9 protein-coding genes and 1 pseudogene are annotated in these 13,390 nt (G+C 70.8%); 4 read left to right on the top strand and 6 right to left on the bottom strand.

Translation table 11 applies throughout. From position 1 onward, the window contains the following. Positions 1–12: 12 nt before the first annotated feature. Together ACP4E5_RS34820 and ACP4E5_RS34815 are read right to left on the bottom strand one after the other, a co-directional pair. A complete protein-coding gene (locus ACP4E5_RS34820) occupies positions 13–606 on the bottom strand; it encodes a TetR/AcrR family transcriptional regulator (protein WP_425835759.1) in 594 nt (197 codons plus the stop codon). Between the two features lie 112 nt (positions 607–718). Beyond that, positions 719–2,416: a class I adenylate-forming enzyme family protein gene (locus tag ACP4E5_RS34815; RefSeq protein WP_425835757.1), complete on the bottom strand. Its 1,698-nt coding sequence runs from the start codon at positions 2,414–2,416 to the stop codon at positions 719–721. A gap of 163 nt (positions 2,417–2,579) precedes the next feature. Between ACP4E5_RS34815 and ACP4E5_RS34810 the strand changes: the two genes are divergently transcribed. The 3 genes from ACP4E5_RS34810 to ACP4E5_RS34800 all read left to right on the top strand — a co-directional run bounded on the left by ACP4E5_RS34810 (position 2,580) and on the right by ACP4E5_RS34800 (position 6,646). Continuing rightward, entirely contained in the window at positions 2,580–3,830 is a 1,251-nt protein-coding gene (locus ACP4E5_RS34810) for an exo-beta-N-acetylmuramidase NamZ family protein (protein ID WP_425835755.1), read from the top strand. An 88-nt stretch (positions 3,831–3,918) separates the two neighbouring features. Then, positions 3,919–5,241 (top strand): MFS transporter, encoded by a 1,323-nt coding sequence (locus tag ACP4E5_RS34805; RefSeq protein ID WP_425835753.1) that lies wholly within the window; start codon positions 3,919–3,921, stop codon positions 5,239–5,241. Positions 5,242–5,344: 103 nt separating this feature from the next. Next, complete coding sequence (locus ACP4E5_RS34800) at positions 5,345–6,646, top strand: serine-threonine protein kinase (RefSeq protein WP_425835751.1); 1,302 nt, start codon at positions 5,345–5,347, stop codon at positions 6,644–6,646. 30 nt (positions 6,647–6,676) lie between these two features. Here the strand turns inward: ACP4E5_RS34800 and ACP4E5_RS34795 are convergent, their stop codons facing one another. Next, positions 6,677–9,517: a penicillin acylase family protein gene (locus tag ACP4E5_RS34795; RefSeq protein ID WP_425835749.1), complete on the bottom strand. Its 2,841-nt coding sequence runs from the start codon at positions 9,515–9,517 to the stop codon at positions 6,677–6,679. A gap of 269 nt (positions 9,518–9,786) precedes the next feature. Here ACP4E5_RS34795 and ACP4E5_RS34790 point away from each other — a divergent pair, with 269 nt between their 5' ends. Further along, positions 9,787–10,389 carry a hypothetical protein gene (locus tag ACP4E5_RS34790; protein WP_425835747.1) on the top strand — a complete coding sequence of 201 codons (603 nt, stop codon included), beginning with the start codon at positions 9,787–9,789 and terminating at the stop codon, positions 10,387–10,389. A gap of 140 nt (positions 10,390–10,529) precedes the next feature. Here ACP4E5_RS34790 and ACP4E5_RS34785 read toward each other — a convergent pair whose 3' ends face one another. The 3 genes and pseudogenes from ACP4E5_RS34785 to ACP4E5_RS34775 all read right to left on the bottom strand — a co-directional run bounded on the left by ACP4E5_RS34785 (position 10,530) and on the right by ACP4E5_RS34775 (position 13,336). After that, positions 10,530–11,300 (bottom strand): immunity 49 family protein, encoded by a 771-nt coding sequence (locus ACP4E5_RS34785; RefSeq protein WP_425841885.1) that lies wholly within the window; start codon positions 11,298–11,300, stop codon positions 10,530–10,532. A gap of 963 nt (positions 11,301–12,263) precedes the next feature. Next, positions 12,264–12,773: pseudogene (locus tag ACP4E5_RS34780) on the bottom strand (hypothetical protein); the annotation flags it as partial. Between the two features lie 50 nt (positions 12,774–12,823). Then, positions 12,824–13,336, bottom strand: a complete 513-nt coding sequence (locus ACP4E5_RS34775) for a helix-turn-helix domain-containing protein (RefSeq protein WP_425835745.1) — start codon at positions 13,334–13,336, stop codon at positions 12,824–12,826. Between the last annotated feature and the right edge of the window lie 54 nt (positions 13,337–13,390).

Raw genomic sequence — 13,390 nt, 5'->3', positions numbered from 1 at the left:
CGCCGGACCGCCCTACGGTCGCAGCGCCCGCAGCAGCAGGTCGGCCAGCTGGTCGGCCAGCTGCTGCGGGGTCAGCGGGCCGTCGGGGCGGTACCACGTGGACAGGTGGTGGATCGAGCCGAAGTGGTAGTCGACCACCAGGTCGGCCGGGGTCTCGGTCGTGAAGACGCCGGCCTTCTGGCCCTCCTCGATCAGCGCCCGGAAGCGCTCGTGGTAGCGGCGCCGCTCGGCGCGCACCAGCTTGTTCTTCTCCGGGCTCAGATGGTGCATGGAGCGGAAGAAGATCGACGCGTCGTCGAGGTTGTCGATCGTCGTGACGACGACGTCCGCGGCGGCGTCCCGCAGCCGCTTGTCGACCGGCTCGTCCCGGTCGGCGAACGCGTCGAGCCGCTCCTGCTGGAGGCGCAGCACGCGCGCGTACACCTCGTGCAGCAGATCGTCCTTCGAGCCGAAGTAGTGGTAGAGGGCGCCCTTCGTGACGCCCGCCGCCTCCACGATCTCCTGCACCGACGTGCGGTCGTAGCCCTGGGCGGCGAACAGCCGGGTGGCGGCCGCGAGGAGTCGTTGCGGTACGGGCGCGCCGTCGCCGTCGTGCGTCCTGGGCACTGCCGCCACCTGCCTTTCCGTGGTTCTCAGCCTTGTACTGACGGGAAACGCGGTTCCCGCCGGAGGATCTTCCCACTTGCCGGCCGCGGGCGGAGCCCGGCTTCGTCACGCCTCATGAACGAAGCTCCCTGCGGAGGATCTTCCCGGTCGCCGTCTTCGGCAGATCGCCGAGGACCTCCACCTCGCGCGGGTACTTGTACGCGGCGAGGCGTTCCTTGCAGTAGGCGGACAGTTCCTCGGGGCTCGCCTCCGCCCCCGGGCGCAGACTCACGTACGCCTTCACGCTCTCACCCCTGTACGCGTCCGGGATGCCGACGACCGCCGCCTCGCGCACGGCGGGGTGGCCGTAGAGGACGTCCTCGACCTCGCGGGGCCACACCTTGAACCCGGACGCGTTGATCATGTCCTTCTTGCGGTCGACGACGTACAGCCAGCCGTCCTCGTCCATGAAGCCGATGTCGCCGGTGCGCAACTCCCCGCCGGGGAAGCCCTCTTCGGTCGCCTCGGGGCGGCGCCAGTAGCCGGGCACGACCTGGGGGCCGCGTACGGCGATCTCGCCCTGCTCGCCGAAGGGGACGTCCGCCCCGTGGTCGTCGACGATGCGGACGACCGAGTCGGGCCCGGGCACGCCCACCGCGAGCGTTCCCGACGCCGGGTCGACCGGCGCCTCGACGCCCGGCGGCACGGACGCGCAGGGCGCCGTGCACTCGGTCAGGCCGTAGCCGTTGTGGATGTACGGGCCGAAGGCGGCGCGGAACTTCTCCACCAGGGCGGGCGGCACGGGCGCGCCGCCCGACGAGATCGAGTGGAAGGACGCGAAGTGCTCACGCGTCGCCTGCGGCTGCGCGCCGAGCGCCATGAAGGCCGTCGAGGGGCCGACCGTGTACGCGGGCCGGTGCTCGGTGAACGCGTCGAGGACGACGCCCGGCTCGAAGCGGTAGGCGAGCGCGAGGGTGCCCGCGCCCGCGAAGGAGGCGACGAGCTCGCAGACCATGCCGGTGATGTGGAACAGCGGCGCGAGCGCGAAGTAGACGGACCCTTCGGGCAGGCCGAGGCCGGTGCGCTGGCGCTCCGCGTTGAAGGTGATGTTGCGGTGCAGGTTGGTGGCGCCCTTCGGGGTGCCGCTGGTGCCCGACGTGTAGCTGATCAACGCGATGTCGTCGCCGGTGAGTTCGCGCCCGGCGGGCGCCTTGTTGCCCGCGTGCGCGACCGCGACGAGATCGTCGGCGTCCGCCGCCCCCGGTTCGACCCGCGCGAAGTTCAGCACCCGCTCGTCGCCCCGCGTCTGGAGGTCCAGTTCGCAGGCGGTCAGCGCGATCCGGACGGGCGAGTCGGCCGCGGTCTCGCGCAGATACGACTCCCAGGCCCGGTCCGAGCAGACGATGCCGGTCACCTCCGCGTCGTGCAGGACGTGCCCGACCTCCCCCGCCTTGTACATCGGGTTCACGGGGACCACGACCGCGCCCGCCTTGAACGCGCCGAGCAGCGCGAGCACGAAGTGCGGCGAGTTCTGCAGCATGATCGCGACGCGGTCGCCGCGCTCCAGGCCGCGCGCGGCGAGGTGGCCCGCCACGGAGTCGGAGAGCGCGTCCACGTCGGCGTACGAGAGGCGGCCGTCGAAGTAGGCGAGGGCCGCGCGGTCCGGGGCGCGGCGCACCGCGTCGGCGAAGGCGTGCACGACGGTGGCGGCCGGGGTGACCGGGGCCTTCTGCGCGTCGTTGAGGACGCCGAGCCAGGGCTTGGCCTCGTAGATCGAACCGGCCTGTCCCGCGGCCCGGCCCCCGGTCTGTCCCTGCGGATCGTGCACCATCGGTCTCCTTCGAAAGCTCCCCGAAAGTTCCGGCCTGCCGGGCAGACTAACCAGTCGGTATGTCGCTGCGAAAGAGCTTCGTGGTGTCGGTTCGTTCCGCGCGGCGGATTCCGCGACTAGGGTCCGTGACCACGCCAGTCCCCAAGATCACGGAGGTTCACCCATGAACGTGTCGAGACGAGGGCTGCTCGCGGCGAGTGCGGGCGTCGCGGGTGGCCTGGGCGTCGGCGGCGCGACGGCGAGCGCCGCCCCCGGCATCGGCGGTCCCCGGCTGCGCACCGGGTTCGAGCGGCTGGTGGACAGCGGCTACGCGCTGCTCGCGGGCCAGAAGGTCGGCATGGTCACCAATCCGACCGGGGTCACCCGCGACGTACGGCACATCGTCGACGTGATGCACGCCGACGAACAGGTCGACCTGAAGGCGGTGTTCGGGCCCGAGCACGGCTTCCGCGGCACCGCGCAGGCGGGCGGCTCGGAGGGGAAGACCGAGGACCCGGCGACCAAACTGCCCGTCTATGACACGTACTTGAAGAGCGGTCAGGCGCTCGCCGACATCTTCACGGAGTCCGGCGTCGACACGATCGTCTTCGACATCCAGGACGTGGGCGCGCGCTTCTACACGTACATCTGGACGCTCTACGACTGCATGGAGGCGGCCCAGCTCGCGGGGAAGCGGTTCGTGGTGCTCGACCGTCCGAACCCGGTGACCGGGCGGAACGCCTACGGGCCCGTCCTCGACCGGAAGTTCGCGAGCTTCGTGGGCCGCCGCGAGATCGCGCAGGCGCACGGCATGACGGTCACCGAGCTGGCCCGCCTGTTCAACGGCGAGTACCTGGAGCACCCCGTCGAGCTTGAGACGGTGCAGATGACCGGGTGGAAGCGCCGCGACTTCTACGACGCGTCCGGCCTGCCCTGGGTGCCGCCGAGCCCCAACATGCCGACGCCGGACACGGCCCTCGTCTACTCCGGCACCTGCATGTTCGAGGGCACGCTGCTCTCGGAGGGCCGCGGCACGACCCGCCCCTTCGAACTGCTCGGCGCCGAGGGCATCGACGCGGGCTGGGCGGCGGCCGCGAACGAACTCGGCCTGCCCGGCGTGCACTTCAGGGAGGCGTACTTCGCGCCGACGTTCTCGAAGTTCCAGGGCAAGACGATCGGCGGCGTCCAGATCCACGTCGACGACCGCGAGGCGTTCGAACCGGTACGCACGGGCATCGGCCTCCTGGTGACGGCCAAGAAGGTCTGGAAGGACTTCGGCTGGCGGCCCGACAACGCGATCGACCGACTCACCGGCTCCACGCGGGTGCGCACGATGGTCGACGCGGGCGCGTCCACGGACGAGATCGTCGGGGCGTGGCAGGAGGAACTCGCCGCGTTCCGGGGCGTACGGCGCAAGTACCTCACGTACAAGTAAGCAACCGCCACGTAGCCGTCATCTCGGAATCCGGGACGGGCATTCCAAGATATTGACTGGACCGTACACGGACAACGACAGTCTGCTCGTGCTCAAAGACGACTCAACCAGGGAAGACCTCGCCGAGGCGGAACCGGCGCAGGCCCAGCAGGAGAGCCTGCGCCGCGTGGCCGTTGCCAGCTTCATCGGCACGGCCATCGAGTTCTACGACTTCTACGTCTACGGAACGGCCGCCGCGCTCGTCCTCAACGCCGCGTTCTTCCCGAACCTCAGCCCGATCAACGCCACCCTCGCCTCGTTCTCGACGTACGCCGTCGCGTTCGCGGCCCGCCCGATCGGCTCGCTGATCTTCGGTCACTTCGGTGACCGGATCGGCCGCAAGTCGGTCCTGGTGGCCTCGCTGCTCCTGATGGGCCTGTCGACGGCGTTCGTCGGCCTGCTGCCCGGGTACAGCACGCTGGGCGTGTGGGCGCCGATCCTGCTCGTCCTGCTCCGGTTCCTCCAGGGCGTCGGGCTCGGCGGCGAGTGGGGCGGGGCCGCGCTGCTCGCGGTGGAGCACGCGCCGCGCGGCAAACGCGGGTTGTTCGCCGCGTTCCCCCAACTCGGCCCGTCCGTGGGCTTCTTCGCCGCCACCGGCATCTTCTGGCTGCTCTCCGAGTCCCTCTCGGACGTCGCCTTCAAGTCGTGGGGCTGGCGCGTCCCGTTCCTGCTGTCGTTCCTCCTCGTCGCGGTCGGCCTGTTCGTCCGTCTGAAGATCAGCGAGACGCCGGTCTTCGCCAAGGTGATGGCGGAGCAGGAGGCCAGCAGGGCGCCGGCGCTGGAGGTCTTCAAGCGCCACCCGAAGGAGATCCTCCTCGGCGCCGGCGGCATGATCATCGCGTACGGCCTCTTCTACACGGCCACGACCTACTGCCTCGCCTACGGCACGACGACGCTCGGCATCCCGCGCTCCACGATGCTCGCCGTGTCGCTGGTGGCGTGCCTGTTCCTCGCGGCCGGCACCTGGCTCGCGGCGACGCGCTCCGACGGGCGCGGGCGCCGCAAGATGGTGCTCGCGGGCTCGGTCCTCGCCATCGTGTGGGGCCTGGTCCTGTTCCCGCTGATGGACACCGAGAAGCCGGTGCTCATCGCCCTCGCGCTCGGCGGCGCCCTGTTCTGCATGGGCGTGGTGTACGGGCCGATGGGCGCGTATCTGCCGGAGCTGTTCGGGGCGAAGGTGCGCTACTCCGGCGCCTCCTTCGCGTACAACCTGGGCGGCGTCCTCGGCGGCGCCGTCTCCCCGCTCATCGCGACGCGGCTGCAGAGCGCGCTCGGTTCTTCGTCGGTGGGCTGGTACGTCAGCGCCATGGCGGTCGTGTCACTGCTGTGCGTGCTGGCCCTTCCGGAGACACGGGAGCGTCAACTCGGTTGATGGGTCCGTCAATTGACGACGGAACATCTGGCCAACCCCCTGGTACGGCGGGACGATGCGCGGCACGCGTTGCCGCACACGACGCCTACCACGGGGGTTCACCATGTCCGCACCCAAGGCACACCAAGCGCCTGAGGTCCACGTACGGCCCTACTGGGAGCTGAGGTTCGACGCCGACGGCGATCCGGATCCCCATCAGCTCGCCACGCTCCTGCGCGAAGCGCGCCAGGTGCGCGATCTGGTGGTCTTCGCGCACGGCTGGAACAACGACCGCTCCATCGCGAACCGTCTGTACGACCGCTTCTTCGCGCCGTTCCCCGGCCTCGCGCCCGGGGCCTCCCTCGGCTACGTAGGGGTGCTGTGGCCGTCGATGCGCTTCACGGACGAGCAGATCCCGGACTTCGACCCGTCGGCCGCCTCGACCACGGTCGCCTCCGTCGTCCCGCGGACCACGCTCGACAAGGGCACCCGGCAGGGGCTCATCGAGGCCTTCCCGCGCAGTGAGCCCGTCGTGGACCTGCTGGCGCGCCGCCTGGAGGAGCAGCCGGACGCGGCGTCCGCCTTCGACGAGTTCGGCGGTCTGGTACGGCAGTTGGTCGGGGTCGGGCCCGCGGCGTCCGGCGCGGACACCGCGGAGGACGGCGGCCCGCACAGCACGCCCGCGATGCTCCACGAGGACACCCGGGCCATGTGCCTGGAGTTCGCGGCGGCCCTGGAGACGGCGGCTGGACCGGGCGCCGCCGCGGCCTTCCGGCTGCCCGGCGGGCTCGCGAAGGCGTGGAAGGGCGCGCACGAACTGCTGCGCCAGGCCACGTACTTCGCGATGAAGCGGCGGGCGGGGAAGATCGGCAGGTCCGGTCTCGGCCCGGCGCTCGGGCGTCTCGCCGAGGAGGCCCCGAAGGTGCGCGTGCACCTGGTGGGGCACAGCTTCGGCGCGCGGCTCGTCTCCTTCGCGCTGGACGGAATGCCGAAGCCCGCCCGCAACGTGAAGTCCGTGACGCTCCTTCAGGGCGCCTTCTCGCACTACGCGTTCGCCGGCCGGGGCGCCCTGAAGGGGCGGCAGGCGCGGGTGGACGGTCCGCTGGTGGCCTGCTTCTCGCGGTACGACACCGCGCTGAGCGTGATGTATCCGCTGGCGTCGCGGCTCGCGGGCGACGACAGGACGCTGGTCGATCTCGGCGAACGGTGGGGCGCCCTCGGGCACGACGGCTTCCAGGAGGTCGACGGCGCGGTGCGCTTCACGCTGGCGGACGTGCTGCGGGCCGGGGTGCCGGGCGCGGGATGTGTGAGCGTGGACGCGGCGCAGGTGGTGCGCGATGGGCCCCCGCCTTCGGGGGCCCACAGCGACATCTGCCACGCGGAGTTGGCGCGGGTGGTGCTCGGTGCGGGGCGGGTCACCACGTAGGTCGCCCTGCGGGTAACCGCCCCGCTCCGGTCACTGGCGGTGTGCCGGGAACTCCACGACCTGCTGGTACGTGGGCCGGTTCTGCCACTGGATGGTGCGGTGCGTGATGCCGCCGACGGCGCGCTGCGCGATGCTGTCGGCGCACCACTGGTCGCCCGCCTTGCAGGTGTCGTCACCGGGGTACACCTCGGTGGCGGGCTTGGCGGCCGCCTCGGCCAGCGTGGCGAGGAGGACGTCCCGGCAGGCCGAGAGGTCGCCGGAGCCGCAGTACGTGGCGCCGAGCTTCCCCTTCACGGGCTCGCCCAGCACCGACCTGAGGTCCTTGTCGACGTAGCCCCACCAGCCGTACTGGAAGGACGACCCGGCGTGCGAGCCCGTGGGTCCGTGTCCTGCGGACGGCGACTCGTCGACGGTCAGTTGCGAGGTCAGGGACTTGTAGAGCCCGTCGCCGAGGCCGGGCTTGAACTCGGCCTCGACCATCAGCGGCCACCACGCGTCCATGAGCCGTACGGCGTCGGGGTGGGCGTACGTCTTGGACCCGGCGGACGTCTGGTTGCGCTGGGCGCCCGCCTTCTCCCAGGCCTCCAACTGCTGGACGGCCTTGGTCAGTTGCGGGTTGCCGAGGTCGCCGAGCGGCTTGCTGCGGATGACCTTGAGCATCTCGGGGAGCACCTGCTCGCCGCGCAGGTCCGTGACGGCGGCCTCCTCCATGGCCCGGGTGAGCGCGGCACGGGTGACGCCGCCCCGCTCGGTGAGCTTCTTCACCCGGTCGTTCAGGAGGTCGGCCCGGTGGACCGCGCCCATGCTGAAGTTGGGCGACGAGAAGCCCTTGGCCTGCTTGTTGTTCCAGGAGACGTAGTAGTCCTGGTCGATCGAGTTCGGGTGCTGGGACGGCGGCGTCTCGGCGGACGTGTTGTCGGCCGGGTCGAAGTCCTTCCACTCATAGGCCTGTTCGCCCCGCACCGGCAGCGACATGTCGACGTCCTTGGCGCGCACCGGGTTCGTACCGCTGTTGTAGTACGCGATGTCGCGCGAGTCGGCGTAGAACCAGTTGAACGCGTAGTTGATGTGCTGCGCCGCCTTCTGGAAGGACGCCGCGTCCTTGACGTACGACGGGTCGTTCAGCATCTGGAAGCCGAGGATCGAGTCGGCCTCGTGGCGGTACGTGGAGCGAAGTGCCGTGTAGGCGACGGGTTTTCCGTCGACGGTGGCGCGATGGCTGACGATCCCGTACTTCGTGCGGAAGACCTGCATGCGGTAGGAGCCGGCGGCCGTGGAGTCGGCGATCGTCGGCTTCCAGGCGTTCTTCCGCTCCAGCTTCTCCATGGGCGTGCACGTGCCCCGGTACATGTACGAGGACGACTGCCTGGTCGGCTTGGAGCCGTCGGGTTCGCACAGCGGGACCGCGTACGTGTCGGTGATGTCCTGGGTCGCCGAGGTCGCGGACCACGCGTAGTCCTGGCCGCGGCCGAGCTGGATGTACATGCCGACGCCGGCGAAGGAGACGCCGCGCGCGCTGATGCCGGGGCCCTGGAGCTCCTGCATCATCAGCAGCTGTGGCGCGAAGTAGCCGGTCTGCGGGCCGAACACGGCGACCGGGTTGCCGGACGCGGTGTGCTTGCCGGAGACGAGGAGGGCGTTCGACATGCCCTTCTTGGAGGCCGACTGCGTGAACAGGTTCGACGGCAGGACGCCCTTGTCGTACATGCCCTGGAGCGGTTTGAGCTTGGCGGGTGCCTTGACGGGGTCCTTCGCGACGGTGTCGCTCTTCGTCGACTCCGTCGCCGCCGAGCCCTCCTTGTCGTACACGAGGGGCTCCTTCTCCACCGAGCCCTTGTCGGGGAGCGCCTCCCCGCGCGCGTGGGCCGGCTTCTCGCCGTACGGGAACTTCGTGCCGTCGTGGATCGTGGTGACGGCCTCCGGGTCCTCGCGGCCGCGGAAGGACTCCCAGACCTCGGTGCCCTTCTGGACGCCGTACTTCTCCTGCGACTTGAGCAGGGAGAGCGCCGCGTCGACCTCTCCGCCGCCGCCGTTGCCGAAGAGTCCGCCGACGACGGAGGCGAGGGCGATCATGTCGGTCACCTTGAACGGCTGGATCTCGCCCGCGTTCGTGATCGCGTCGACCTTGCCGGTGAGCACGTACTCACCGGGGAAGTAGCGGCCCTTCTTCGACTTCTCCCGATAGGCGTTGAGCCCGTCGATATAGGCCTGCGCGTCGTCCATGGCCTGCTTGCCGCGGGCCCCGCCGGTCCTCTTGATGTAGTCGACCTGCTGTTCGAGGTCCTTTTCGGTGTACGGGGCCTGCGGCCAGAACTCCTGTTCAAGACCCTGGTTCGCGAGGGCGCCGCCGGCGAACGACGTCAGTTCGCCGCGGCCGATGTGACGGAACAGGTCGATCAGCCAGAGGCGGTCCTGACCTGCGGCGAAGCCGGCCCCGAATTCTGTTCCGTAGCGCGAGGAACCTTTGATGTGGGGTACGCCGTTCTTCTTGTCACGGGTGATCGTCACATCCTCGCGGGGACGGGTGACGGAACCGACCTGATCATCCTTGACGCCGAAGGAGGAATCGTTGAAGAAGTTCGTGAGTGTGTCGTCGGTGAGAGACGGATATCCGGACGACAGCGCGTCATAGGGACCGAGTTGATCGTCGGCGTGCGGTGGCTGGGTACCCAGCAGTTTGTTGCCGAGGATCTGGGCGAGGGTGGCACTGCCGTTCGCTCCGGGCGGCAGGATGTCCGCGCACTGCCCCTTGCAGTAGTCGGCGGCCGCGGTGGGGTCGTCGGCGGCGGTCGCGGTCGACGTCGGCGAGAGCAGTCCGGCGGTGAGCACAAGTGCCGCCAGGGCCGTAACTCTCTTCGTAAGGCTTCCCATAAGGCTTCCCATGGCGCCGGAGGTTACCGACGGTTAGCCAAAGACAGAAGATGAACATGCGTCACGTTTTCGGAATCAGCACAGGGAACACTCAGGCGTCACTCAAGTACTCCCCGGCCTCAGAAGGTGCCGGTGATGGGGCCCATCGGAAATCGGATGGGATTCCGTGGCCTTCGAGGGGATCCGAATCGCGTGTCGATACGTCTACTCGGCGACGTTGCTTCTTGGCTGCGGCGACGCCGACGTACGTGTGACGGAGGTGCAGGGCGATGGCCGGATTCCGAAGTCTGGCGAGACAGGTGCGCGATCCGCTGAGCGATCTGGCACTGCGGCGCTATTCACTGCGCAAGTGCCTTGAGAGATTTGCCCCTTACGGGCACCGAGCGACCTGGGACCACCTCTGTTCCCGGGCGGGGTTCGACCCCGAGGACCGCTCCCCCGACCCGGCCCGCCTCGTCGCGGCACTGGAGGAGCTGGAGGAGGCGCGGGCCGTCTGGCTCGCGTACGAAGTCGCCTTCGCGGAGCGCAGGCGCAAGGAGAAGCACGACGGGCTGCGCCGCCCGGGCAGCGTGGACGACTGGCACCGGCTGACCTGGGGCGGCTTCGGCGTCGCCTGGTGCGACGACCCGTCCGTGCATCCCACGGAGCCGCTGGCCGAAGTGCTGCGCAGGCTCATCACGGCACTTGAGCGCGACCCCGGCGCGTGCTGCCCGGTGTGCGCGGGCAGCAGCCTGGTCTGGCAGCACGATCTGGCGCACGAACCCTCCTCGGGTCCCGTGTGCACCCGCTGCGGCATCGTCGTGCCGCGGCCCGTCCTCACACCCATGGCACTGGCGGAGGCCAGGCTGGCGCGGCTGCTTGTCTCCGCGTAGGCCGGCCCGCGAGAACCAGGTGACGTACAGCGCGACGGGGGTGCGGCCCCGATTCCGGCGCACCCCCTGATCCAGACGCACTCTCCCCCTGGTCCAGGCGCACCCTGATCCACGCGCACACCTGATCCGAGCGACGGACCCTAGCTCGGCGCGACCTCCAGGCGTTGCCGGTTGAGCAGGTACTTCGGCAGGTACGGCAGGTCGGTGCGGAGCGGGAAGTCCATGTCGTACGCGAGGCACGCCAGCGCGAGCGGGCCGAGTGCCACGCGGGCGCGCGGCGCGCGCGAATCGCCCCAGTAATCGGCGTGCTGCACAAGGGATTCCGCGAGCGCCTCACCGAAGGCCTCGTGGTCGTGGGTGAGCAGCCGGTGGAAGAGGGCGACGGGCTGGTAGTCGACGAGGTTGAGGAAGTCCTTCGGCGCGAGGGTCGCGACGTCCGGGTGCGAGGCCTTGATGGTGGTGACGAGCCGGTCCACGACGTCGTCGACGGGGCGGCGCAGCCAGTGGCCCTGAAGGACGTCGATCCAGTGCGGCACATAGTCGTCCACCGGGGCGCTGCCGCGCAGGGTGTCGAGCGGTACCTGGCACAGGCGCGTGGTGAGGTCGCGGTCGCGAGTGACGAGGGAGAGGTAGAAGGCGTCGAGCCAGGCGCGGGCGACATCCTCCTCCTCCAACTCCCCTTCTCCCACCTGCGGTTCACCGTCCTTGGCGTGTGCGAAGAGGGCGGTGCCGCGCCGCTGGGCCGCGAGCCAGGCGTCCCACGTCTCGACGCGCGCGGCGTCGGGGTCGCCCTCCGCGTGCGCGAGGGCGCGGGCGAGCGCGGCGGCGAAGGACTCCGGCCCGGCGCCCGGCACGGTCGGCGCGGCACAGGCGAGCCGGCCCGCCCGGTCGAGCGCGCGCAACGCCTTCATCACGTCGACGAGTTCGCGCGGCGGCCGCTGCTCGATCGTGCGGGTCGCGTCGTCGATGTCGGTGAGCGAGGCGAGGCGCCCGTCGTGCCACCAGTAGACGCGGGGCGAGAGCGGCCCCGGCCCTTCGTCGTGGGCCCGGACGGCATACGTGGCGAGGTCGTCCAGGGCGTCGGCCGCGGCGCCGTCGACGATCGGGTGGAAGGCGAGCAGGTGCCGGGTGGGCACGGCGACGAGGGCGCCCGCATCCGGCATCCGGCGCCCGGTGACCTCCGCGACGACCTCGGGCAGCACGACGGCCTTGGTCGCGACGGAGTGCGCGTCGCCGTACACGGAGTACAGGACGGGGTGCCCGTCGAGCCGGACCTCCTCGTGCCGCATCGGTGCGCGGGTCAGGGCGCGCCGCGCTGCGCCCCACAGCTCGTCGGCGCCGGCCCGCGCCACGTCCTCGTCGGTCAACAGGCGTACGGAGTCGGGTCCGTCGAGCGCGAGCGCGAGGCGCAGCCCTTCGGCGACCTCGCGCGTGGGCACCGGCGCCGCACCGCCGACGGCGTCCGCGGGCACGAGCCGCAGACACGTCCCCGCGAGCAGTTCCTCGGCGTCCTCGCCGCCCCGTGAGGCGTCCGCCAACGCCGCGAAGTGGGCGTCGACGAGCGCGGGCCAGCCGTCCTCAGGCGCCTCCGCGCACCGCAGCGCGAGGTTCGCCAGCGGGAAGAGGTGACCGTCGCGCTCGACCGCGTCACCGGCGAGGCGGAGGCCCTCCTCCGCCCCGTATCGCGCCCGCACGCACGTGGCCACGAGCGCCCGGAGCCGCTCGGCCTGCGGCGTCGCGAGCATGGGCAGATGCGAATCCGGAGCCTCGTTCTCAATCACGGGGGCGACTCTACGAGGCGTGGGGCGCCTCGAGCGGGTCAATGCCGAAGACCGACCCGAACCGGCGCGGTGGGCCTCCCGCCGGGCTCCGTCAGGGGTGAGGACGTCCGTCTGGATCGCCAGCTTGAACTCGGCCAGCGTGATCGCCACCTTCAGCGGGGTGTCCCCGGAGCGGGCCGAGACCTTGAAGCCGACCGGGGTGCCGGGGTGCACGAACATCTGCCAGGTGTACGAGCGGTACTGCCCGCCGCCCGTGGGCGAGATGTCGGTGGTGGCGGTGGAGTCGTAGCCGGTGCGGAGCCCCAGCGGATCGCGCACGAAGCGCGCGCGGTACTCCGTCGCGCGGGCGTCCGGGGCCCAGAAGACCAGCGCGGACAGCGTGCCCCAGCCGTCGTGGCTGGGCCAGATCAGCCCCGAGCGGGCGTCCGGGTACGCCGAGGAACCGCCACCGCCCGCCGGGTCGTGCATGGCCCACGGGTCGTACGACTCCTCGTCGCCCTCGTACGGGAACCGCACCAGGTGGTAGCCGTCGTCGTCGTAGACCAGGGACTGGCGGCCCGTGCGGGCCGACTCGTACTTGAGTGAAGCGACCGCCACTGCCATGCGAGGCATGGTCGCGCCAAGTCCCGCCGCCGACAAGGGGAAGACAGGCCCTACGGCTTGGCGATCCCCACGACGAGGACCCGCGTCCCCGGCTCCAAAGGGCGCCAGCGGTGCGCGAGTCCGGCGGCGCAGTACAGCGTGTCGCCGCGCTCCAGGACGTAGTGGGTGTCGTCCACCTCGGTCTCGATCGAGCCGTCGGCGACGTACATCACCTCGTCCCCGTCGTGCCGGAAGACGCGCTCCCAGTCGTGCTCACCGGTGAACTCCAGGGCGTGCAGCCGCTGTTCGCCGCGCACGAGGGGGCGCGCGCCGTCGGCCATCGCGGGCTTCTCCGCCGCGCGCACCACGTCGACCGGGCGGGGCGGCTCGGCGGAGGCGAGGAGTTCGACGGCGGTGGTGTCGAGGGCGTCGGCGATGCGTTGCAGCGAGCCCATGCTGGGGCGCGAGCGCCCGTTCTCGACCTGGCTCAGGAACGGGACGGAGACCCCGGCGCGGCGGGCCACCTCGGCGAGCGTCAGTTCGAGGCCGCGGCGCCTGCGCCGGATTCCGGGTCCCACGTTCATGAACTTGTAACGCCCTTTCGCATCGGCCCCTGTTCCCCGCAGCCTACCGTCGTG

Source organism: Streptomyces fractus, from assembly GCF_049844455.1.
In the GTDB taxonomy this organism is placed as follows: Bacteria; Actinomycetota; Actinomycetes; order Streptomycetales; family Streptomycetaceae; genus Streptomyces; species Streptomyces fractus.
This window is presented reverse-complemented; position numbering and strand designations above follow the sequence as displayed.